Annotated in this window: 23 protein-coding genes and 5 tRNA genes; 26 read left to right on the forward strand and 2 right to left on the reverse strand. The window is 41.6% G+C overall.

From position 1 onward, the window contains the following. The first annotated feature begins 7 nt into the window (after positions 1-7). From G564_RS0115905 to G564_RS0116000, 20 genes are all read left to right on the forward strand, one after another. Positions 8-886 carry a ComEA family DNA-binding protein gene (locus G564_RS0115905; protein ID WP_029038527.1) on the forward strand — a complete coding sequence of 293 codons (879 nt, stop codon included), beginning with the start codon at positions 8-10 and terminating at the stop codon, positions 884-886. A gap of 60 nt (positions 887-946) precedes the next feature. Then, on the forward strand, positions 947-2,116 hold the full coding sequence (locus G564_RS0115910; protein ID WP_029038528.1) for an acyl-CoA dehydrogenase family protein: 1,170 nt from the start codon (positions 947-949) through the stop codon (positions 2,114-2,116). Between the two features lie 228 nt (positions 2,117-2,344). Continuing rightward, a complete protein-coding gene (gene rpsU, locus G564_RS0115915; protein ID WP_029035711.1) occupies positions 2,345-2,539 on the forward strand; it encodes a 30S ribosomal protein S21 in 195 nt (64 codons plus the stop codon). An 89-nt stretch (positions 2,540-2,628) separates the two neighbouring features. Next, a complete protein-coding gene (locus tag G564_RS0115920; protein ID WP_029038529.1) occupies positions 2,629-3,537 on the forward strand; it encodes a tyrosine-type recombinase/integrase in 909 nt (302 codons plus the stop codon). Positions 3,538-3,561: 24 nt separating this feature from the next. Next, positions 3,562-3,867 carry a ribosome hibernation-promoting factor, HPF/YfiA family gene (gene hpf / locus G564_RS0115925; RefSeq protein WP_029038530.1) on the forward strand — a complete coding sequence of 102 codons (306 nt, stop codon included), beginning with the start codon at positions 3,562-3,564 and terminating at the stop codon, positions 3,865-3,867. 98 nt (positions 3,868-3,965) lie between these two features. Beyond that, positions 3,966-4,039, forward strand: a tRNA-Thr gene (locus G564_RS0115930). A 265-nt stretch (positions 4,040-4,304) separates the two neighbouring features. Continuing rightward, positions 4,305-4,390: transfer RNA gene (locus G564_RS0115935), tRNA-Tyr, on the forward strand. A 77-nt stretch (positions 4,391-4,467) separates the two neighbouring features. Then, positions 4,468-4,540 (forward strand) — tRNA-Gly (locus G564_RS0115940). A gap of 169 nt (positions 4,541-4,709) precedes the next feature. Further along, positions 4,710-4,781 (forward strand) — tRNA-Thr (locus G564_RS0115945). A gap of 58 nt (positions 4,782-4,839) precedes the next feature. Continuing rightward, on the forward strand, positions 4,840-6,027 hold the full coding sequence (gene tuf / locus G564_RS0115950) for an elongation factor Tu (RefSeq protein WP_029038531.1): 1,188 nt from the start codon (positions 4,840-4,842) through the stop codon (positions 6,025-6,027). 61 nt (positions 6,028-6,088) lie between these two features. Continuing rightward, a tRNA-Trp gene (locus G564_RS0115955) sits at positions 6,089-6,161 on the forward strand. A gap of 136 nt (positions 6,162-6,297) precedes the next feature. Then, positions 6,298-6,495, forward strand: coding sequence for a preprotein translocase subunit SecE (gene secE, locus G564_RS0115960; protein ID WP_029038532.1), 198 nt, complete (start codon positions 6,298-6,300; stop codon positions 6,493-6,495). A gap of 12 nt (positions 6,496-6,507) precedes the next feature. Continuing rightward, the gene (gene nusG, locus G564_RS0115965) at positions 6,508-7,059 is read left to right on the forward strand and encodes a transcription termination/antitermination protein NusG (RefSeq protein ID WP_029038533.1); all 552 of its coding nucleotides are present in this window, start codon (positions 6,508-6,510) and stop codon (positions 7,057-7,059) included. A 76-nt stretch (positions 7,060-7,135) separates the two neighbouring features. Next, positions 7,136-7,573: a 50S ribosomal protein L11 gene (gene rplK / locus G564_RS0115970; protein WP_029038534.1), complete on the forward strand. Its 438-nt coding sequence runs from the start codon at positions 7,136-7,138 to the stop codon at positions 7,571-7,573. Positions 7,574-7,591: 18 nt separating this feature from the next. Beyond that, positions 7,592-8,290, forward strand: coding sequence for a 50S ribosomal protein L1 (gene rplA / locus G564_RS0115975; RefSeq protein ID WP_029038535.1), 699 nt, complete (start codon positions 7,592-7,594; stop codon positions 8,288-8,290). Between the two features lie 12 nt (positions 8,291-8,302). Next, a complete protein-coding gene (rplJ, locus tag G564_RS0115980; RefSeq protein WP_029038536.1) occupies positions 8,303-8,824 on the forward strand; it encodes a 50S ribosomal protein L10 in 522 nt (173 codons plus the stop codon). Positions 8,825-8,881: 57 nt separating this feature from the next. Then, on the forward strand, positions 8,882-9,259 hold the full coding sequence (gene rplL, locus G564_RS0115985) for a 50S ribosomal protein L7/L12 (RefSeq protein ID WP_029038537.1): 378 nt from the start codon (positions 8,882-8,884) through the stop codon (positions 9,257-9,259). 130 nt (positions 9,260-9,389) lie between these two features. Continuing rightward, positions 9,390-13,202, forward strand: a complete 3,813-nt coding sequence (rpoB, locus tag G564_RS0115990; protein WP_029038538.1) for a DNA-directed RNA polymerase subunit beta — start codon at positions 9,390-9,392, stop codon at positions 13,200-13,202. Between the two features lie 86 nt (positions 13,203-13,288). Next, the gene (rpoC, locus tag G564_RS0115995) at positions 13,289-17,590 is read left to right on the forward strand and encodes a DNA-directed RNA polymerase subunit beta' (RefSeq protein WP_029038539.1); all 4,302 of its coding nucleotides are present in this window, start codon (positions 13,289-13,291) and stop codon (positions 17,588-17,590) included. Positions 17,591-17,683: 93 nt separating this feature from the next. Further along, a complete protein-coding gene (locus G564_RS0116000; protein WP_029038540.1) occupies positions 17,684-18,010 on the forward strand; it encodes a DUF3467 domain-containing protein in 327 nt (108 codons plus the stop codon). A 19-nt stretch (positions 18,011-18,029) separates the two neighbouring features. Here the strand turns inward: G564_RS0116000 and G564_RS20820 are convergent, their stop codons facing one another. After that, a complete protein-coding gene (locus G564_RS20820) occupies positions 18,030-18,158 on the reverse strand; it encodes a hypothetical protein (protein ID WP_262504850.1) in 129 nt (42 codons plus the stop codon). Positions 18,159-18,203: 45 nt separating this feature from the next. On the opposite strand from G564_RS20820, the gene G564_RS0116010 reads away from it, so the two are divergent. The 6 genes from G564_RS0116010 to G564_RS0116035 all read left to right on the forward strand — a co-directional run bounded on the left by G564_RS0116010 (position 18,204) and on the right by G564_RS0116035 (position 21,611). Beyond that, the gene (locus tag G564_RS0116010) at positions 18,204-19,658 is read left to right on the forward strand and encodes an Nramp family divalent metal transporter (protein ID WP_029038541.1); all 1,455 of its coding nucleotides are present in this window, start codon (positions 18,204-18,206) and stop codon (positions 19,656-19,658) included. 143 nt (positions 19,659-19,801) lie between these two features. After that, entirely contained in the window at positions 19,802-20,035 is a 234-nt protein-coding gene (locus G564_RS0116015; protein ID WP_029038542.1) for a hypothetical protein, read from the forward strand. Positions 20,036-20,046: 11 nt separating this feature from the next. Then, the gene (locus G564_RS0116020) at positions 20,047-20,232 is read left to right on the forward strand and encodes a hypothetical protein (protein WP_156879275.1); all 186 of its coding nucleotides are present in this window, start codon (positions 20,047-20,049) and stop codon (positions 20,230-20,232) included. Between the two features lie 41 nt (positions 20,233-20,273). After that, positions 20,274-20,822, forward strand: coding sequence for an RNA 2'-phosphotransferase (locus G564_RS0116025; RefSeq protein ID WP_029038544.1), 549 nt, complete (start codon positions 20,274-20,276; stop codon positions 20,820-20,822). Beyond that, on the forward strand, positions 20,819-21,280 hold the full coding sequence (locus tag G564_RS0116030; protein ID WP_029038545.1) for a GNAT family N-acetyltransferase: 462 nt from the start codon (positions 20,819-20,821) through the stop codon (positions 21,278-21,280). Before G564_RS0116025 ends, G564_RS0116030 begins: the two co-directional genes overlap by 4 nt. Before the next feature lie 10 nt (positions 21,281-21,290). Next, the gene (locus tag G564_RS0116035) at positions 21,291-21,611 is read left to right on the forward strand and encodes a DUF962 domain-containing protein (RefSeq protein WP_029038546.1); all 321 of its coding nucleotides are present in this window, start codon (positions 21,291-21,293) and stop codon (positions 21,609-21,611) included. A 74-nt stretch (positions 21,612-21,685) separates the two neighbouring features. On the opposite strand, the gene G564_RS0116040 is transcribed toward G564_RS0116035, so the two are convergent. Next, the gene (locus G564_RS0116040) at positions 21,686-23,275 is read right to left on the reverse strand and encodes a peptide chain release factor 3 (RefSeq protein ID WP_029038547.1); all 1,590 of its coding nucleotides are present in this window, start codon (positions 23,273-23,275) and stop codon (positions 21,686-21,688) included. Between the last annotated feature and the right edge of the window lie 98 nt (positions 23,276-23,373).

Below are 23,373 nucleotides of genomic sequence, written 5' to 3' on the forward strand. Positions count from 1 at the left end.
ACATAGCATGAAAAACCTGAGGTCCAATTTTGTTTTCACAAGAAGTCAACAGAATGGGATCTTTATTTTGGTGGCGATCATTATCGTGCTCCAGCTGATATATTTCTTTATTTCTTTCTCTTCGGAAGCTTCACCCAATCCACGCGAGGAGGAGATAGTGGAGCAAATGCAGAGATCAATAGATTCTTTGAAATTACTGGCAGCGCAGAAGGATTCTGTGCCTCTTGTACCTTTCAATCCCAATTTTATTTCTGATTATAAAGGTTATATGCTCGGCATGAGTGTGACTGAAATTGACAGGTTACATGAATTCCGGAAGCGGGATCTATGGGTCAATTCGGCTGAAGAATTTCAGGCTGTAACGGGAGTCTCCGATTCATTGCTGAAGATTCTCGCTCCATCTTTCAAATTTCCGGACTTCAGAAGAAATACTTCCGAAGATAATAAGGTGTCAAAAAAGGTATTTTCAACACCTCTTATAAAAGCCGATCTCAACGCTGCCACAGAAGATGATCTCCGGAAGGTCAATGGCATTGGGGAAAAACTTTCCGCCAGGATCGTAAGCTACAGAAATAGTCTGGGAGGCTTCAGGGGTAATGCACAGCTTAAAGATGTTTATGGTTTATCACCTGAAGTCATATTAAGACTACTCGAAAATTTTGAGGTGAAAAATTCCGCAGGAGAGAGGAGCGATATTAATTCGGCTACTGTCTTACAACTAGTGGACTTACCTTACCTCAATTATGAACAGGCACGGGCCATTGTGAAATTCAGGGAGGAAGCAGGGGAGATTAAAAGTTTTGAAGAACTGCGGCAGATTAAGAATTTTCCCGTTGATAAATTAGACAGAATTGAGCTATATTTGACGATCGACGGGAAAAATTGAGTTTTTCGCACCCCCTTTAATTTTAAGGTCAAAAAAAAACAACATTCAGAAATTATTTTTATGAATAGCAGATATTTTACAGAAGAGCACGAATTATTCAGAAAAAGCTTCCGGGAATTTTTACAGAAGGAAGTGGTGCCACATATTGATAAATGGGAAAAAACGGGAACTATTGAACGTTTCATCTGGGAAAAATTCGGGGAAATGGGATATTTTGGACTCAACTATCCTGAACAATATGGAGGTCTTGATCTGGATATTTTCTACACCGTAATTTTTCTAGAGGAATTGCAGAAGATCAATAGTGGTGGATTCGCAGCGGCTATGTGGGCTCATGCTTACCTTGCCATGACCCATGTTGCAAAGGAAGGAGATGAAGCAATTAAAGAAAAATACCTGACCGCCAGTATAAGCGGAGAAAAAATTGGTTGTCTTTGTATTTCTGAACCTTCGGGAGGTAGTGATGTGGCAGGAATGCGTACCACTGCAGTTAAGAAAGGGGACAAATACGTGATCAATGGATCAAAGACATTCATTACTAATGGAGTCTACTCTGACTATTTAGTAGTGGCTGCCAAGACCAATCCCGAGCTGAAGGCTAAAGGGATGAGTATTTTTATTGTAGATCGTGATACTCCCGGAATATCGGCTACCAAGTTAGACAAGCTGGGCTGGAGGGCATCAGATACTGCCGAGATCGCGTTTGACAATGTGGAAATTCCTGTCTCTAATCTTATGGGAGAAGAAGGAAAGGGATTTCCTTATATCATGCAGCACTTTGCTTTTGAAAGATTGATCATGGGAATAAATGCTCACGCGCGGGCCGAGTTTGCTCTTGATTATACACTACAATATATGAAGGAAAGAGAGGCTTTTGGAACTACCATAGATAAATTCCAGGCGCTTCGACATACCTATGCCGATATGGCCAGTGAGGTGGAGATGGCAAAGGAATTCAATTATTCCATTGCCGAAAGAATGCACCGCGGTGTATACGTGGTAAAGGAAGCCAGTATGTCTAAGCTGCTCTCTACTAAAATTGCAGACGAAGTGATCTATAAGTGTCTTCAGTTCCTTGGAGGTTATGGGTACATGGAAGATTATCCGTTGGCACGGCTTTTACGTGACAGTAGATTAGGGCCTATTGGAGGAGGAACTTCAGAGATCCTGAGGGAGATCATCGCTAAGATGCTTATAGACGGGAAAGAATATAAACCGGCAGCCAAGTAGGTTCAAAGTTTAAGGTTTTAGGTTGCGGGTTGCCAGTTGCGGGTTTCAGGTGGTGGTTATGTCCACTGTCCTCTGACCACTGACCTCTGATCACTGATCAATTGGTGCTTGGAATTTGGTGCTTGGAATTCGATTAGAACTTTTTTCAAAATAAATATTCGAATAATTGTGGGTTTGCAATAATGGATTATCTTTGCACCCTAATTTTTAAAGAAAGGAGGTGACACTATGTTAATTATACCAGTTAAAGACGGAGAAAATATTGATAGAGCGCTGAAGCGTTTCAAGCGTAAATTTGATCGTACAGGAACAATGCGTCAGTTGAGAGATCGTCAAGCATTCACAAAACCGTCAGTAGAACGTAGGGCTCAAATCCAAAAAGCTGCTTACATTCAGCATCTAAGAGATCAGGAAGAGATCTAAGATCAATTCCTAAGCCTGAGTTCTTAGGTATATAATATTAACTGTTGGTAGACTAAAGTTTAATAACTTTGTCTGTCAACAGTTTTTTTATGCCCCAAAACCAATTCGACCCTTTCTTCCAGTACCTGGAACTTGAAAAGCAAAATTCTGCTCATACGATCACTGCATACAAGGCCGATCTTTTAAGTTTTGCTGAATTCATTTCTGCTACTTACGGGCAGGAGGATCTAAAGGAGGTGAATTATCCGCAGGTGCGCAACTGGATCGTTCATTTGGTAGAACAGGGGTTATCCAACACCAGCATTAACCGTAAGACTTCATCTATTAAGGCGTATTACCGGTTCCTTCAAAAGTCCAGACAAATTGAAGTCTCTCCCCTGGCGAAACACCGGTCGCTGAAAACCTCCAGAAGTCTGCAGGTTCCCTTTTCTGAGACTGAAGTAGAGAATGCACTGCAGCAAATCCCGGCTGAGGGTTTTGAAGCCGTAAGAAATAAACTAATGGTCGAGCTATTCTATTCCACCGGAATAAGGCGCAGTGAATTAATCGGGATAAGATTGAAAGATGTGGATCTCTCCACAGGATTACTTAAAGTAAAAGGTAAGGGGAGCAAAGAGAGATTTATTCCTTTACTTGCCGGAGTGACGGGTACTGTAGAAGCATATCTTCAGGAAAGAAAAGGTGTCGAAAATGAGAATTCCGAAGGATATTTATTTTTGACTTCAGCAGGCGTTAAAATGTATGATTCCCTTGTCTACAGAACAATTAATAATTACTTTAGAGGTATCTCGAGTAAGTTAAAGAAGAGTCCGCACATCCTGCGGCATTCTTTTGCCACTCACTTGTTGAACCAGGGTGCTCATATAAATGCTGTTAAAGAACTTCTGGGACATTCCAGTCTTGCTGCCACTCAGGTATACACCCACAACAGCATGGCCGAGCTCAACAAGGTCTATAAAAACGCACACCCCCGGAACAATAAGAAGGGATCTGAGTAATTGTCTAATTAAAATTTAAATTTTATGAAAGTCAACGTCCAATCCGTAAACTTCCAGGCAGATCAAAAACTGATCAATTTCGTTCAAAAAAAGCTGGACAAGCTTGAAACCCATTTTGACAATGTAACGTTTGCTGAGGTATATCTCAAAGTGGAAAATACCAGCTTAAAAGAGAATAAAATTTCGGAAATTTTACTGAGTATCCCCGGGGATGAAATTATTTGTAAAAAGAAAGGCAGGAGATTTGAAATAGGTGTAGATGAATGTGTTAGTTCCCTGGAGCGGCAACTACAGAAGAGGAAGAGAAAATTTAATGTGCAGGTAGCCTAAAAAATATTTTCTCAAATGTTTTGAGAACAGAATTAAATTTATACATTTGCAGTCCGTTAGAAATAGCGGACTTTTTTTGTGAAAAAAGGCAGTATTAGGCCGATGTAGCTCAGCTGGCTAGAGCAGCTGATTTGTAATCAGCAGGTCGTGGGTTCGAGTCCCTCCATCGGCTCTGAAATATTGAAGAAAAAACGCGCGGGCGTAGCAAGATGAACAGCGTTCTGAAGAGCTACAGAGGGACGAGAAGTTTATCCCGAGCGAAAGTCGAGGGGAGTCCCTCCATCGGCTCTGAAATATTGAAAGAATATATTTTTTCGAGTTCTTGAAATTTTGAAAAAAAAGCTTTGTGTGGTAAATTAATTTTCTATTAATTTGCGGCTTCAAAAAAGTAACCATTCGAAGCGATGGTTCTCTGAAATATTGAAAAGGTAAAAATTGGGGAGATACTCAAGCGGCCAACGAGGACAGACTGTAAATCTGTTGTTTTTTAACTTCGCAGGTTCGAATCCTGCTCTCCCCACCACCAAGGTTCAAAGTTTCAGGTTTAAGGTTTCAGGTTTTTTTAACCTTGAACTTTAAACCTGGAACCAGGAACCAAATGCGGGAGTAGCTCAGTTGGTAGAGCGTCAGCCTTCCAAGCTGAATGTCGCCGGTTCGAACCCGGTCTCCCGCTCTAAGTTTTCTTTAGGGAAAACTTGAGTAAGAAAGAAGAATGCTTCTTTAAAACTTTAAGATTCTCACGCTACGGCGTGTTTTTCTGCTAGGAAAAAATAAGTATTTGTTCTTAAGACCTAATTAGTTGTCTCCCCAAAAAGAAAGCTTTGTCGGAGGTGACTTTTTTTGCCGACGTAGCTCAGGGGTAGAGCGTTTCCTTGGTAAGGAAGAGGTCACGGGTTCAATTCCCGTCGTTGGCTCAGAGATTTGTATAAAATTGAACACTAATATATAACTAAGATTAAATAAGTATTAATTATGGCAAAGGCAACTTACGATCGGTCCAAGCCGCACCTAAACATAGGTACGATTGGACACGTAGATCACGGAAAAACAACTTTAACAGCAGCGATTACTAAAGTAATGGCTGATGCCGGTTATTCAGAAGCTAGATCTTTTGATCAGATCGATAATGCTCCGGAAGAAAAAGAAAGAGGTATTACCATCAACTCTTCGCACGTTGAATATTCAACTGAGAGGCGTCACTATGCACACGTTGACTGTCCAGGTCACGCGGATTACGTGAAGAACATGGTTACTGGTGCTGCTCAAATGGACGGTGCTATTCTTGTGGTTGCGGCTACAGATGGTCCTATGCCACAAACACGTGAGCACATCCTTCTTGGACGCCAGGTTGGTATTCCAAGAATTGTTGTGTTCCTTAACAAAGTTGACCTTGTTGATGATGAGGAGCTTCTTGAGCTAGTTGAAATGGAAGTAAGAGATCTTCTTTCTTTCTACGAATATGATGGAGATAACGGACCTGTGATTTCAGGATCTGCTCTTGGTGCTCTTAACGGAGATGAGAAGTGGACAAAGACCGTTCTTGAATTGATGGAAGCTGTTGATAGCTGGATCGAAATGCCGGAACGTGATGTTGATAAGCCATTCCTTATGCCTATCGAAGATGTATTCTCTATTACTGGTCGTGGTACTGTTGCAACAGGACGTATCGAAACTGGTGTTGCTAACACTGGAGATCCTGTAGAGATCATTGGTATGGGTGCTGGAAAACTTACTTCTACTATTACAGGAGTTGAAATGTTCCGTAAGATCCTTGACAGAGGTGAGGCCGGTGACAACGTTGGTATCCTTCTAAGAGGTATTGAGAAAACCCAGATCTCAAGAGGTATGGTTATTACTAAGCCAGGATCTGTAACTCCACACGCTAAATTCAAAGCTGAGGTTTATATCCTTAAGAAAGAAGAAGGTGGACGTCACACTCCATTCCACAACAATTACCGTCCACAGTTCTACGTACGTACAACAGACGTTACAGGAACAATTTCTCTTCCGGAAGGAGTAGAGATGGTAATGCCAGGTGATAACTTAACTATTCACGTTGAATTGATCCAGCCTATCGCTATGAACGTAGGTCTTCGTTTCGCAATCCGTGAGGGTGGTAGAACCGTAGGTGCTGGTCAGGTAACTGAAATTTTAGACTAATTACTGGTTTATTATAAAGTTGAGGTTTCCCGTCCTGGGCGGGAAACCTTGACTTATATTTACGGGTTTAGCTCAGTTGGTAGAGCACTGGTCTCCAAAACCAGGTGTCGGGAGTTCGAGTCTCTCAACCCGTGCGCAAGAGTGGTCTTATAAAAACCTCTTTTTCAAAATATATTGATCAACTACAAGGCCACCGAATTCTTTCCGAAGAAAGGGGGTGAAGACGGAGCCGGCACTTAATTTCAGGTTAAGTGAGAAAAAAATTATACCATGGCAGGAATAGCAAATTACATTTCGGAGTCCTATAATGAATTGAAGAACCACGTAACCTGGCCAACCTGGGCAGAAGCTCAGAGACTAACGGTTTTGGTAGCGGTATTTTCTATCATTTTTGCATTGGCTATCTGGGGTGTAGATACTGTGTTCAGTGGGGTGATAGAGCAATATTTTGAGTGGATCAAATCATAAAAAATTATTGCAATGGCAGAGGTTAAAGATAAAAGCTGGTATGTAGTTCGTGCCGTAAGCGGACAGGAGAATAAAGTTAAGGATTATATTGAGCGGGAGATCGCTCATGAAGGCCTTGAAGATTTTGTTGAGCAGGTTCTTGTTCCAACAGAAAAAGTGATCCAGATTCGCAATGGGAAGAAAGTAAACAAAGAACGTGTTTACTTTCCGGGTTATGTAATGATACTTGCCAGTCTTGAAGGTGAGATTCCTCACATTATCAAATCTATTAACGGTGTTATCGGGTTTTTAGGAGAAACAAAAGGAGGAGATCCTGTGCCTTTAAGAAAATCTGAGGTTAACCGTATGCTTGGTAAAGTGGATGAGCTTTCTGTAAAAGCAGACAATGTTGCGATTCCATTTACTATTGGAGAAACTATCAAGGTAATTGACGGTCCTTTCAACGGATTTAACGGTACAGTTGAAAAGATCAATGAGGAGAAGCGTAAGCTTGAAGTGATGGTGAAGATTTTTGGTAGAAAGACACCGCTCGAGTTAAGCTATATGCAGGTAGAAAAAGTATAATAACTGTTACACTATATATTTTTGGGTAGTTTTAGTATGCTTCCACTAACAAAACTATCATCTTAAAATTAATAAAATGGCAAAAGAAGTAAGTAAGGTTGTTAAGTTACAAGTTCGCGGAGGTGCTGCTAACCCATCACCACCGGTTGGACCAGCTTTAGGTGCTGCCGGAGTAAATATCATGGAATTCTGTAAGCAGTTCAATGCCAGAACCCAGGATAAGCAGGGGAAAGTATTGCCTGTTGTGATCACAGTTTTTAAAGATAAGTCTTTTGACTTTGTGATCAAAACTCCACCGGCTGCAGTTCAGATTTTAGAAGCTGCGAAGGCTAAGAAAGGTTCTGGAGAACCAAACCGTAAGAAAGTAGCTAGTGTTTCTTGGGATCAGGTTAAAGCCATTGCTGAAGATAAAATGCAGGATCTAAATGCATTTACTCTGGAATCTGCAATGAAGATGGTGGCTGGTACAGCTAGATCTATGGGAGTTACTGTAAAAGGACAGGCACCTTTTTAATCCAAAAAGAAATTAAAAATGGCAAGATTGACTAAAAAGCAAAAGGAAGCACAGTCTAAAGTTGAAAAAGGTAAAACTTATTCGGTTGCAGAAGCTTCAGCTTTAATAAAAGAGATTTCTAACGTAAACTTTGATCCATCTGTGGATATCGCCGTTCGTTTGAACGTAGATCCCCGTAAGGCGAATCAAATGGTGCGTGGCGTTGTTACCCTACCACATGGTACCGGTAAAGACGTAAAGGTTTTGGCGCTTGTTACTCCAGATAAGGAAGCAGAAGCTAAGGAAGCCGGCGCAGATTACGTTGGTTTAGACGAGTACCTTGATAAGATCAAAGGTGGCTGGACAGATGTTGATGTGATCATCACTATGCCTAGTGTTATGGGTAAATTAGGACCCCTTGGACGTGTTCTTGGACCAAGAGGTTTGATGCCTAACCCTAAGACCGGAACTGTAACTATGGATGTTGCGAAAGCGGTATCTGATGTTAAAGCCGGTAAGATCGACTTCAAGGTAGATAAGACAGGTATTGTTCACGCTGGTATTGGAAAGGCTTCTTTTGAGGCAGATAAAATAGCAGGAAACGCAAGAGAATTATTAACTACCCTGGTAAAATTGAAACCTACGGCTGCTAAAGGTGTTTACATTAAGAGTATTCACATGTCTAGCACTATGAGTCCTAGTGTTGAGATCGATACTAAAAGGTTCACTGAGCAATAATATTATTGGATTATGACAAGAGAAGAAAAATCAAGAGTAATTGAAGATTTAACTGCCCAGTTAGCTGATAATACCACTATTTATTTAGCAGATATTTCAGGCTTGAACGCTTTGAACACAACAAACTTACGTAGAGCTTGTTTTAAAGCAAACGTAAAGCTTGCGGTAGTTAAGAATACACTTCTGGCTAAGGCTATGGAGAGTTCAGATAAGGATTTTGGAGAGCTTCCTTCAGTATTGAAAGGAAACACTTCAATCATGTTTTCTGAAACAGGAAATGGACCGGCTAAAGTAATTAAAGAATTCAGAAAAAAATCTGACCGCCCTTTACTAAAAGGCGCGTTTATTGAAGAGGCTATATTCATTGGAGATGATAAACTGGATACCCTGGTTAGCATCAAATCTAAAGAAGAAGTTATTGGAGATATTGTTGGATTACTACAATCACCTGCCAAAAATGTTATTTCGGCACTTAAATCTGGTGGTGGTAAGATCGCAGGAATTCTTAAGACCCTTTCTGAAAAAGAAGGATAAACAAGTACGCACTTTTTAACAAACATAAATTACATTACATTTTAAAAACGATAGAAAATGGCAGATTTAAAAGATTTCGCAGAACAATTGGTTAACTTGACAGTAAAAGAGGTTAATGAGTTAGCTGATATTTTGAAAAACGAATACGGGATTGAGCCTGCTGCTGCAGCTGTAGTTGCTGGTGGTGGCGCTGCTGCCGGTGGTGAAGAAGCCGCTGAAGAGCAGTCTGAATTTGACGTAATCCTTAAAGCTCCGGGTGGATCTAAACTAGCCGTAGTGAAATTAGTAAAAGAACTTACCGGTCTTGGCTTGAAAGATGCTAAAGAATTGGTAGACAGTGCTCCAAAACCTGTTAAAGAAGGAGTTTCTAAAGACGAAGCTGAAGCATTAAAAGCACAGTTAGAAGAAGCAGGAGCTGAGGTTGAGCTTAAGTAAGCTAAACCAACACACTATTATAGGTTTAGACCCCGGGATTTGGTTCCCGGAGGTCTAAACCATTTTGCGTATATAAATGTTTCCGTTTATTTCGCACCCATTTTTTAATATAACATAATTCCGTCCATTGATGTTAGCAACGCAAACTGAAAGATTGAGTTTCTCTTCTGTAAAGAACAGGCCTGCTTACCCCGACTTTCTGGATATCCAGATCAAGTCATTCCAGGACTTCTTTCAACTAGAGACAAAATCAGAAGAAAGAGGAAATGAAGGTTTATATAATACCTTCATGGAGAACTTTCCCATTACGGACACCCGTAACCAATTCGTACTAGAATTTTTAGACTATTTTGTGGACCCGCCGCGATACTCTCTTCAGGAATGTATTGAGCGTGGATTGACCTATAGTGTGCCGCTTAAAGCCCGGTTAAAGCTTTACTGTACAGATCCCGAACATGAAGATTTTGAAACTATTGTTCAGGATGTGTATCTGGGGACTATTCCTTACATGACCCCAAGTGGTACCTTTTGTATCAATGGAGCTGAGCGCGTAGTCGTTTCTCAGTTGCACCGGTCTCCCGGAGTATTCTTTGGACAATCCTTCCATGCCAACGGAACGAAACTTTATTCTGCCCGTGTGATCCCATTCAAAGGATCCTGGATTGAATTCGCTACCGATATCAACAACGTGATGTACGCGTATATCGATAGGAAGAAAAAATTACCTGTTACCACACTTTTCCGTGCCATTGGATTTGAGCGAGATAAAGACATTCTTGAGATCTTTGACCTTGCTGAAGAGGTAAAGGTTTCCAAGACTGGACTTAAGAAAGTGCTTGGTCGTAAACTCGCCGCCCGTGTATTGAATACCTGGTATGAAGATTTTGTAGATGAAGATACGGGAGAGGTAGTTTCTATTGAGCGAAATGAGATCATCTTAGATCGTGATACCGTTCTTGAAAAAGAACACATAGAAGAAATAGTAGAAACCGGCTCCAAGACCATTCTTCTTCACAAAGAAGATAATCAAACCGGGGATTATGCTATTATCCATAATACATTACAAAAAGATCCAACCAACTCCGAAAAGGAAGCGGTTGAGCATATATACCGTCAACTTCGTAATGCAGAACCGCCAGATGAGGAAACTGCACGCGGAATCATTGACAAACTCTTCTTCTCAGATCAGCGTTACAGCCTTGGAGAAGTAGGTCGTTACAGAATGAACAAAAAACTTGGTCTTGATGTGACCATGGATAAGCAGGTGCTTACCCGTGAGGATATCATCACCATTGTAAAATATCTTATAGAACTTATTAACTCCAAAGCTGAAGTTGATGATATCGATCACTTGTCTAACCGTCGTGTTCGAACAGTAGGAGAGCAGCTGTCTCAGCAGTTTGGAGTAGGTCTTGCCCGTATGGCGAGAACTATTCGTGAGCGTATGAACGTACGTGACAACGAGGTGTTTACCCCAATCGATTTGATCAACGCGAAGACACTTTCTTCTGTGATCAACTCTTTCTTTGGTACCAACCAGTTGTCTCAGTTCATGGACCAGACGAATCCACTTGCAGAGATCACTCACAAGAGAAGATTATCGGCTCTTGGGCCAGGTGGTCTTTCGCGTGAGCGTGCGGGATTCGAGGTACGTGACGTTCACTATACGCACTACGGAAGACTTTGTCCTATTGAAACTCCTGAAGGACCAAACATCGGTTTGATCTCTTCTCTTTCATCTTATGCGAAAGTGAATTCCATGGGATTCCTGGAAACTCCTTATCGTGAGGTGATAGATGGTAAAGTGAATACAAAAGATGCGCCTCGTTATCTAAGTGCTGAAGAAGAAGAAGGAAAATTGATCGCCCAGGCGAACATCCCTATTTCTGATGATGGTACTATTGAGCGCGAGAGGATTACTGCCCGTGAGGAAGGTGATTTCCCGCTGGTTGAGCCAACAAGTGTTCATTACATTGACGTTGCTCCAAACCAGATCGCTTCTATTTCTGCATCTCTTATTCCATTTTTGGAGCATGATGATGCGAACCGTGCCTTGATGGGATCGAACATGATGCGCCAGGCCGTGCCTCTGTTGAGAGTTGATTCTCCAATTGTAGGTACCGGACTGGAAAGACAGGTAGCTACAGATTCACGAGTATTGATCAATGCCGAAGGAGAAGGAACTGTAGAATATGTTGATGCTCAGAAGATCACTATTAAGTATGACAGAACCGAGGAAGAGCGCATGGTTAGCTTTGATTCGGATTCCAAGACTTATGAGCTGGTAAAATTCAGAAAAACCAACCAGGGTACCTCCATTAACCTGAAGCCGATCGTAAGAGTAGGAGACAGGGTAACTAAAGGTCAGGTACTTTGTCAGGGTTATGCTACCGAGGCAGGGGAACTTGCTCTTGGACGCAACATGAAGGTTGCTTTCATGCCATGGAAAGGTTACAACTTTGAGGATGCGATCGTGATCTCTGAAAAAGTGGTGAGAGATGATATCTTTACCTCTATTCACATTGATGAATACGCTCTTGAAGTTAGAGATACCAAACTTGGTAATGAAGAATTGACAAATGACATTCCAAACGTTTCAGAAGAGGCTACTAAGGACCTTGATGAGAATGGAATGATTAGAATAGGTGCCGAGGTTAAGCCGGGAGATATTCTTATTGGAAAGATCACTCCTAAAGGAGAAAGTGATCCTACTCCTGAAGAAAAACTTCTTAGAGCGATCTTTGGTGACAAGGCAGGTGACGTAAAAGATGCTTCTCTAAAAGCTTCTCCATCTTTGAGAGGTGTGGTAATTGATAAGAAATTATTTGCCCGCGCCATTAAGGATAAACGTAAGAGAGCACAGGATAAGGAAGATGTTGCTGCACTTGAGAAAAAATATGAAGCGAAATTTGCTATTTTAAAGGCAGAACTGGTTGACAAACTTTTCGCTATCATAGGTGGTAAAACTGCACAGGGTGTAATGAACGATCTTGGGGAAGAGATCCTTCCAAAAGGTAAGAAGTACACTCAGAAGATGCTGCATGCAGTTGATGATTACGCTCACCTTACTCAGGGAACCTGGACTACAGATGATCACCTTAACCAGTTAGTTGCAGATCTTCTGCACAACTACAGAATTAAGGAGAATGACATCCAGGGTAACCTTAGGAGAGAGAAATTCACCATCTCTGTTGGAGATGAACTTCCTGCAGGTATTCTTAAACTTGCCAAGATCTACATCGCTAAAAAGCGTAAGCTTAAGGTAGGAGATAAGATGGCTGGACGTCATGGTAACAAAGGTATTGTTGCCAAGATCGTTCGCCAGGAAGATATGCCGTTCCTTGAAGATGGTACACCTGTTGATATCGTGTTGAACCCACTGGGGGTACCTTCACGTATGAACATCGGGCAGATCTATGAAACTGTTCTTGGATGGGCCGGACAGAAGTTGGGTAGAAAATTTGCTACTCCGATTTTCGATGGTGCAACACTTGATCAGATCAATGAATTGACAGATGAGGCGGGCATTCCAAGATTTGGTCACACTTATCTTTATGATGGTGGTACCGGAGATCGTTTTGACCAGCCTGCGACTGTTGGGGTGATCTATATGCTTAAGCTTGGTCACATGATCGATGATAAGATGCACGCACGTTCAATCGGGCCGTACTCATTGATCACGCAGCAACCTCTTGGAGGTAAAGCTCAATTTGGTGGACAGCGTTTTGGAGAGATGGAAGTTTGGGCCCTTGAAGCATACGGTGCTTCGGCGACCCTTCGTGAAATCCTTACTGTGAAGTCTGATGATGTAATAGGAAGAGCCAAGACTTATGAAGCCATTGTAAAAGGTGAGCCAATGCCAGAACCAGGACTACCTGAATCTTTCAACGTGTTGATGCACGAACTGAAAGGTCTGGGATTAGATATTAGATTAGAAGAATAAAAAAGTCACCAGTAGGCAGTAAGCAGTATCCGGTACAATTTACTGAATACTGTTTACTGAAAACTGATTACTACATAAAAAGTATTATGGCTAGAAATAATGATAAGAATACAGTACAGAGGTTCAACAAGATCTCTATAGGTTTGGCTTCTCCTGAGTCGATTCTTGCCGAATCACGCGGGGAGGTCTTAAAGCCTGAAACTATCAATTATCGTACGCACAAGCCCGAGAGGGACGGTCTTTTCTGCGAGCGCATCTTTGGTCCTGTAAAGGATTATGAATGTGCATGTGGAAAATACAAAAGGATCCGTTACAAGGGAATTGTGTGTGACAGATGTGGTGTAGAGGTGACTGAAAAGAAAGTGCGTAGAGATCGTGTAGGGCATATCAACCTTGTGGTTCCTGTTGCACACATCTGGTACTTCCGTTCTTTACCTAACAAAATTGGTTACCTGCTTGGTCTTCCGTCTAAGAAATTAGACATGATCATTTACTACGAAAGATACGTGGTAATTCAGCCGGGTATTGCCAAGAATGAAGATGGGTCTCCGTTGAAGAAAATGGATTTCCTAACTGAAGAAGAGTACCTGAACATATTGGATACCCTTCCGCAGGAAAACCTTTACCTGGATGAAAACGATCCAAACAAATTTATCGCTAAAATGGGTGCAGAGTGTCTTATCGACATCCTGCAGCGTATTGATCTTGATGCACTTTCGTATGAATTAAGACATAAAGCGAACAACGAAACTTCAAAACAACGTAAAACTGAAGCTCTTAAAAGGCTTCAGGTTGTGGAAGCACTTCGTGATGCAAATAAAAACCGCGAGAACCGTCCGGAGTGGATGATTATGAAGGTAATTCCAATCATTCCGCCGGAATTGCGTCCATTGGTGCCGCTTGATGGAGGACGTTTCGCAACTTCAGACTTGAACGATCTTTACCGTCGTGTAATTATTCGTAACAACCGTTTGAAGCGTTTAATGGAGATCAAAGCTCCTGAAGTAATTCTTCGTAACGAAAAGCGTATGCTACAGGAATCTGTGGATTCGTTATTCGATAACACCAGAAAATCTTCAGCAGTAAAAACCGATTCCAACAGGCCGTTGAAATCCCTTTCAGATTCCTTAAAAGGAAAACAGGGACGTTTCCGTCAAAACCTGCTTGGTAAGCGTGTGGATTATTCGGCACGTTCGGTAATTGTTGTAGGACCGGAATTGAAGTTTTACGAGTGTGGTCTTCCAAAAGACATGGCAGCCGAGCTTTATAAACCTTTCGTGATAAGAAAACTTATCGAAAGAGGAATTGTAAAGACTGTGAAGTCTGCAAAGAAAATTATAGATAAGAAAGAACCTGTTGTTTGGGATATTCTCGAGAACGTGTTGAAAGGGCACCCTGTGTTGCTAAACCGGGCCCCAACCCTTCACAGACTTGGTATCCAGGCATTCCAGCCAAAACTTATTGAAGGTAAAGCGATCCAGTTGCACCCACTAGCGTGTACTGCATTCAACGCCGACTTTGATGGGGATCAAATGGCTGTTCACCTTCCGCTGGGACCAGAGGCTATTCTTGAGGCGCAGCTGTTGATGCTAGGTTCACATAACATTTTGAACCCTGCTAATGGTTCTCCTGTAACAGTACCTTCTCAGGATATGGTTTTGGGACTTTATTATATGACAAAGTCCAGAAAATCTACTCCCGAAGTGCCAATTAAAGGAGAAGGCCTTACTTTCTATTCAGCCGAAGAGGTAGTGATTGCCTATAACCAGAAAATGGTTGATCTTAACGCGATCATTAAAATTCGTGCTAAAGATTTCAACGAAGGAGGACATCTGGTAAATCAGATCATTGAGACTACAGTTGGTAGAGTTTTGTTTAACCAGGCCGTGCCGGAAAAAGCAGGTTTTGTGAACGAAGTTCTTACCAAGAAGTCTTTACGTGATATTATTGGAAATATCCTTAAGGTAACCAGTGTTCCTGAAACTGCCGAATTCCTTGATGCTATTAAGGAAATGGGATATGGTTTCGCTTTCCGTGGAGGATTATCTTTCAGTTTGGGAGATATTATTATTCCGGAGGAGAAGCAATCCATGATCGATGATGCTAATGAGCAGGTAGAATCCATTATTGGAAACTACAACATGGGTCTTATTACAAACAACGAACGTTACAACCAGGTTATTGATATCTGGACTTCTACGAACGCCGGCTTAACAGAATTAGCCATGAAGCGTATTCGTGAGGACCAGCAAGGATTTAACTCGGTGTACATGATGCTTGACTCGGGCGCGAGGGGATCTAAAGAACAGATCCGTCAGTTGACCGGAATGCGTGGTTTGATGGCGAAGCCTAAGAAATCAACCTCGGGTGGTGGTGAGATTATTGAGAACCCTATTCTTTCCAACTTTAAGGAAGGTCTTTCGATTCTTGAATACTTTATTTCTACTCACGGTGCACGTAAAGGTCTTGCCGATACGGCGCTTAAAACTGCCGATGCAGGTTACCTGACCCGTCGTCTTGTTGACGTTTCACAGGATGTGATCATCAACGAGGAAGACTGTGGAACATTAAGAGGTGTGGATGTTTCTCCATTGAAGAAGAACGAAGAGATCGTTGAATCTCTTGGTGAGCGAATTCTTGGTAGAACCGCACTTCATGATGTGTATAATCCATTGACTAACGAGCTGTTGGTAACTTCGGGGGTTGAGATTGACGAGGAGATCGTTAAAAAGATCACCGAGGCACCAATTGAGAGTGTTGAAGTAAGATCTGCGCTTACCTGTGAGGCGAAAAAAGGAATATGTGTGAAATGTTACGGCCGTAACCTGGCTACCAATAAAACGGTACAAAAAGGAGAAGCGGTTGGAGTTGTAGCTGCCCAGTCTATTGGAGAACCGGGAACACAGCTTACCCTTCGTACCTTCCACGTGGGTGGTATTGCAGGAAACATTTCTGAAGAAAATAAATTGATCGCGAAGTTCCCCGGAATTGCAGAGATCGAAGACCTTAAAACTGTTAAAGGAGAAGCTCCTGATGGTGGTGAGGCTGAGATCGTAATTTCCAGAACTTCCGAACTTAAACTGAAAGATGCCAAATCTGGAATTGTTCTTAGTACAAGTAACATTCCTTATGGATCGCAGATATTTATTAAGAACGGGGACAAGGTTGATAAAGACGAAGTGATTTGTCAGTGGGATCCTTATAACGGGGTGATCATCTCAGAATTTGCCGGTAAGATCAGGTATGAGAATATTGAGCAAGGGGTGACTTATCAGGTAGAGATCGATGAGCAAACAGGATTCCAGGAAAAAGTTATTTCTGAATCACGTAACAAGAAGCTTATCCCAACTCTTCAGATCCTTGGTAAAAAAGACGAGGTAATTCGTTCTTATAACCTTCCTGTTGGAGCTCACCTTATGGTGGATAATGAGGATAAGATCAAGGTAGGTAAGATCCTGGTTAAGATTCCACGTAAGTCTTCCAAGTCGGGAGATATTACAGGAGGTCTTCCAAGGGTAACCGAGCTTTTCGAAGCCCGTAACCCATCTAACCCTGCTGTTGTAAGTGAGATTGACGGAGTTGTTTCCTTCGGAAAGATAAAGCGTGGTAACCGTGAGATCATTATTGAATCGAAACTTGGAGAAGTTAAGAAGTATCTTGTGAAACTTTCTAACCAGATCCTTGTTCAGGAAAATGACTATGTACGTGCGGGAATGCCGCTATCTGACGGGTCTGTAACTCCCGAAGATATCCTTTCAATTAAAGGACCAAGCGCTGTACAACAGTATCTTGTAAACGAAGTACAGGAAGTGTACCGACTGCAAGGAGTGAAGATCAATGATAAGCACTTCGAGGTAGTTGTGAGACAGATGATGCGTAAGGTAAGAATCGTCGATCCGGGAGATACCATATTCCTTGAGAATCAACTGGTACACAAGGATGATTTCATTATGGAAAATGATGAGATCTTCGGAATGAAAGTGATTGAAGATGCTGGAGATTCAGAAAACCTGAAACCCGGGCAGCTTGTTAGTCCGCGTGAGTTGAGAGATGAGAACTCTATTCTTCGAAGAGAGGATAAGAATCTTGCAACTGCGAGAGACGTGACCCCTGCAACGGCTACACCTGTACTACAGGGTATCACCAGGGCATCGCTACAAACCAAGTCGTTTATTTCTGCGGCATCCTTCCAGGAAACTACGAAGGTACTCAATGAAGCAGCCGTAAGCGGTAAAGTGGATGAACTTGAAGGACTTAAAGAAAATGTTATTGTTGGACACAGAATCCCTGCCGGTACAGGTCTAAGGGAGTACGAACATATCATTGTTGGTTCTAAAGAAGAATTTGACGAAATGCTTGAAAAAAAGCAGGAAGTTAATTATAACTAGAAGGATGCAATAGCACCTTCCTATGAAGAGAAGAATCCCGACCATAACGGTCGGGATTTTTTTGTACTTTTAAATTGAATTAAAAACATAATAATGAGCGACGACAATAACAATCCTAAAAAGCAAAAAAAAGGACAGATCAATATAGAACTTGATGAAAAAGTAGCTGAAGGCACTTATTCGAACCTCGCAATAATCAATCATTCTGTATCGGAATTTGTAGTTGATTTTGTTAGCATTATGCCCGGAACACCCAAGAGTAAGGTGAAATCGCGTATTATTTTAACTCCGCAACATGCAAAGCGCTTATTAAAAGCTCTGGCAGATAATGTCAACAGGTTTGAAAAAGCACATGGTGAAATAAAGGAGTACGACCAGCCGAACATTCCCTTAAATTTTGGTCCCACCGGGCAGGCATAAATTCTCTGGGTTATTTTTTTTAAGAATTAGGATTAACGGGTATCTGGAAAAGAAAATCTCTTTTCGTGCCCGTTACTTTTTTGATGACCTCCCGTATTGCTTCTTTTTCAGAAAAGTTTAGTCTTAGTTTAAGATTATATAATTTCATATAAGACTTATTTTTAAGATTTTAAGAAGGCAAATCTGGTGAAGTATGGCAGAAAAGCAACGAAGAAAAGATTTACCTGAAGCACCAAAAGGAAAAGACAGACTGAAATGGTATGGTCCCGGACTTTTGTGGATGATTTCGGCAGTTGGATCGGGTTCTGTTCTTTTTACGCCGAGGGTGGGCGCCCGTTATGGTTACGAATTTCTTTGGATGGCCCTTATCTTTATGTTCTTTATGTGGGTTATGATCCGGGAAGTGGGTAGATATACTGTAGTAACAGGGAATACAATTTTCGAAGGATACAGAGATATTTCCGGTTCCAGTAACTGGACACTCTATTTCATACTCATTCCCCAAATGGTTGCGGCTGTAGTAACCATTGCCGGGATAGCTGCTCTTGCAGGCAGTACCCTAATGATTGCAGTTCCATGGGCCTATGAGATCTATGCCACGGGCCTTATCCTTCTTTGTTTGGTCCTGGTGATTACCGGCACCTATATTGTAATAGAAAGAGTAACTTCTGTCCTTGCTGCTCTACTGGTAACAGTGGTGATAGTAAGTGCTATAATGGTTTTTCCTGATTCATCTGACTTAATTTCTGGAATACTTCCATCTTTTCCTGAAGATACAGACGTTGAGTTTGTCATCCCATGGGTAGGTTTTATTCTCGCGGGAGCCTCCGGAATCATGTGGTTCTCTTACTGGGTTTCAGCACGAGGCTACGGAGGTGATCTTACCGCTTTGGAAGATGTTAAAACCATCGAACCTAAAGAAAGAAAAAATGAATATAAATCGGCAAAAGAGGACTATAAGGAATTAAAGAGCTGGTTTTCCACCATGAGTGTTACGGCGGCCATTGGGGTAGTTGGAGGAGGTCTTATCCTCATCTCTTTTCTTATCCTGGGTACAGAACTGTTACGCCCGGAAGGTACTATTCCCGAAGGGATAACAGTAGCTGAAGATCTCACTAAACTTCTTTCGGGAATTTGGGGTGAGGCCGGTCGCTGGTTTTTGATCGTGGGCATCATGATAGCCTTATTAGGAACCATTCTGTCCAACCAGGATGGCTATGGACGTATGTTTGCCGATGGAACGGTCATTCTTGCTATGCCATTTCTTAAGAAGAAGGAAATGATCGATCCCGAAATTCCCAGTGCTGCCGAGGAAGAAGCTGAACCTCTCGGGGAACAAAGTAAGTTCCGGAAGAAAACCACCAGTATTTTACTCAATAAAAAATTGCTACGGCTCTTTTATGCCATTGTGTTTGGGGCTGTTCTACCTATCGCCGCCTTTTTTATGGTAAAAGATCCGGTGCATATCCTTAGCATAGCAGGAACCATAGCCGCCGTACATACTCCTGTAGTGGTCTTTCTAACACTGCACCTCAACCGCACCAGGTTACCGGCACCAGTTAAACCAGGGAAGTTCATCACCGGCGCAATGTGGTTGTCCGGAATTTCCTATGCGGCATTTGCAATTTATCATTTTACAACCTTATAATTCAGGAATTCAATGAGGAAAGGCGAAGAAAATAGAGCTTTAAAATGGCCTTTGGATGTCTACTAAAAAAGCTCTAGCTTCTCCTTTGACTAAATTTTCTATATTTATCTTTTCCCTGCTAAACCTGTTCTTTAATTTAGTAAATGAAGCCTGTCAGAACTTTCTTTAATTTCACCCGTATCTTCTGGATTATTTCCAGGCTTACTTTGGGTCTTATTTTTTGTTATTGCGCTATTTTTCTGCTGGAAGCGGCAGATACAATGGATTACATCGCGGCCGGTTTCTTCGGAATAATCGGGATGGTTCTCTTCTGGTGTTTTATCGCCGGACTATTTCGGGGGAGTGCTAATAATGGTTTAGGATTCCCACAGGGATGATCCTGATAATCATGGCAATTGCTATGGCATATTCCACCATAGACGTTTTTGGTGTGAAAGAGGCTGCATTTCTTTTCCTCTTGCCTTTGTGGTTGTTTATGGCTGGTCTTTTTGAATTGATCGGTATTAAAGAGAGAAACAAAAAACCTGATGCTATTACGGAATTGTCAGATGTGCCTGTTAAATTAGGATCATAACCCTTCAGTAATTCTTCTTTATGCAAGCTTTATAGTTGTTCATGGAAAATGAGAAGAAACCTGTATCCAGTAAATTTCTGAGCCTAATTCTCAGACATAGACCAGAGATTGTGGGACTTCAGCTGGATCAGCAGGGGTGGGCATTTGTCGAGGATCTGATTTCTAAAGTTCAAAAGCATGGAAAACAGCTGGATCTCGAGATCCTTCGGGAAATTGTGGATTCAAATAACAAGAAAAGGTTTAGTTTTAACAAGGATGCAACAAAAATTAGAGCAAATCAGGGGCATTCCGTGAAGGTGGATCTGGCTTATGAGCCTAAGGTACCGCCTCCAATTCTTTATCACGGTACTGCTGGAAGAAATGTCTCTTCTATATTAAATACTGGCATTTTGAAACAAATCCGACATCATGTTCATTTAAGCGAAAGCCTTCCCTCCGCTATGGAAGTAGGAGGAAGACATGGGAAACCTGTAGTTTTCGAAGTACTCGCAGGGAAAATGTTTGAAGAGGGTATTGATTTTTTCAGGTCAGACAATGGAGTGTGGTTAACGGATGAAGTACCGGTAAAATTTCTAAAACAAATAGATTGAGTGACCTAAAAATTAAGCACACAACTGCTACAGATCAACATTTCATCAAACTGGTTAAAGAGCTTGATGAAGAGCTGGCTGTTACCGATGGTGAGGAACATTCTTTTTATGACCAATTTAATAAGTTGGATTCCATAAAACATGTTGTAGTTCTTTTCGAGAACGATCTTCCTGTTTCCTGCGGAGCCATTAAGCATTATGATGATAAAACTGCCGAAGTGAAAAGAATGTATACTTCCAGAGAGAGTAGAGGGAAAGGTTATGCTGCAAAAATTCTTGCAGAGCTGGAACAATGGGCGGGGGAACTCGGTTATGAAAGATGTATTTTGGAAACAGGAATAAATCAGCCGGAGGCAATCAGGCTTTATCATAAAACCGGCTATCTCAGATTTCCAAATTACGGGCAGTACACCGGAGTGGAAAAGAGTTTTTGCTTTGAGAAATTATTAAAGAAATAAAAGGAGTTATATGGCAGAGAGAATTCAATCTTACAGGCAGTTTTATCAATATTACCTCACGGAACATCAAAATAAGACCAGCCGGATTTTACATTTTACAGGAACTTTCCTGGTCTTTGTGTTACTATTTGCAGCTATTTTCTTCGGGTGGGGCTGGGAATGGATCTTTTTACCACTGGTTGGCTACGGATTTGCCTGGGTAGGTCATGCTTTTTTTGAAAAGAATAAACCTGCCACTTTCAGATATCCTTTCTGGAGCCTCATTTCTGACTTCAAGCTATTTTTTGAGATCCTCTTAGGGAAAAGAAGTTTTGATTCCCGGAAGGATTAAGATTAGAAAAAAATACCTTTCAAAAATGTCATTTTTGAAAGGTATTTTCAGTACTCAATACTAAAATCTCTATACTACTTAAATTCCGAAACGAAATGGAATTTGATGTGGGGATATTTCTGTTGTGCCATCTGTAGCGAAAAGGCAGAATCGGCAAGAAAAACCAATTGTCCGCGCTTGTCATGAGCCAGGAATTTTGATTTTACTCTTTTAAAGTCTTTGAATTCTTCACTTTTGGGATCTTCAGGATCTACCCAACATGCCTTGTGTACGTTCAGGTTTTCATAAGTACATTTTGCTCCATATTCATGCTCCAATCGGTACTGTATCACTTCAAACTGCAGTGCGCCCACAGTTCCAATTACTTTTCTTCCGTTAAGTTCGAGCGTAAAAAGCTGGGCTACTCCTTCATCCATTAACTGATCAATCCCTTTCTCAAGTTGCTTGGATTTCATGGGATCGGCGTTATTGATATAACGGAAATGTTCCGGTGAGAAACTCGGGATTCCTTTGTATTGCAGTTCTTCTCCTTCAGTTAAAGTGTCTCCAATCTTAAAGTTTCCGGTATCGTGAAGACCTACGATGTCCCCAGGATAAGAAACATCAACAATTTCCTTCTTTTCAGCAAAAAAGGCATTTGGGCTGGAGAATTTGAGGTTCTTCCCGTGTCGTACATGCAGGTACGGCTTATTCCGCTCAAATTTTCCTGAAACAATTTTTATAAAAGCCAGCCTGTCTCTGTGCTTGGGGTCCATGTTAGCGTGGATCTTAAAAACAAAGCCGGTAAAATCTTTTTCATCGGGTTCGACTTTCCTGCTGTCACTTTCCTTTGGGCGGGGAGTAGGAGCAATAGTAATAAAACAATCAAGCAATTCCCGAACTCCAAAGTTGTTCAAAGCCGATCCAAAGAAAACCGGTTGCAGGTTCCCCGCCAGATAAGCTTCTTTGTCAAATTCCGGATATACGCCGTGAACGAGCTCCAGTTCTTCACGTAAAGTGTTTGCTGCTCTCTCGCCAATGAGTTGATCCAGTTCTTTAGAAGCAAGGTCAGAGATCTCCACAGTTTCTTCTATATCCTTTCTTGGATCTCCTGTAAAAAGGTTGACGTTTTGTTCCCAGATATTATAGATCCCTTTGAAATCATAACCCATTCCGATAGGAAAGCTGAGCGGAGTTACCGTAAGATTCAATTTTTGTTCGATCTCATCAAGCAATTCAAAAGCATCTTTTCCTTCACGGTCAAGTTTATTGATGAAAACGATCATAGGAATATTTCGCATGCGGCAGACTTCCACAAGTTTTTCAGTTTGCTCCTCGACCCCTTTGGCAACGTCTATTACAACAATCACACTGTCGACTGCCGTGAGCGTTCTAAAAGTATCTTCAGCAAAATCTTTGTGCCCGGGAGTATCCAGGATATTAATTTTTGTTCCCTCGTATTCAAATGCAAGTACAGAAGTTGCGACCGATATCCCCCGCTGGCGCTCAATTTCCATAAAGTCACTGGTTGCTCCTTTTTTGATCTTGTTAGACTTCACAGCCCCGGCTTCCTGGATCGCACCTCCAAAAAGGAGCAGCTTTTCTGTTAATGTGGTTTTACCGGCATCGGGGTGAGAAATGATCCCGAAGGTTCTTCGTCTCTTGATCTCTTCTGAAAATTTCATATTCTTCTTTAAAGCTGCAAAGATAATTATTTGATCGTGAATTCGCTGCTTAGTCACTTACTCCTTTCCGGCTTTTCTAAGTTGTCAAAAAAGGTAAT

The organism is Salinimicrobium xinjiangense DSM 19287 (assembly GCF_000423585.1).
In the GTDB taxonomy this organism is placed as follows: domain Bacteria; phylum Bacteroidota; class Bacteroidia; order Flavobacteriales; family Flavobacteriaceae; genus Salinimicrobium; species Salinimicrobium xinjiangense.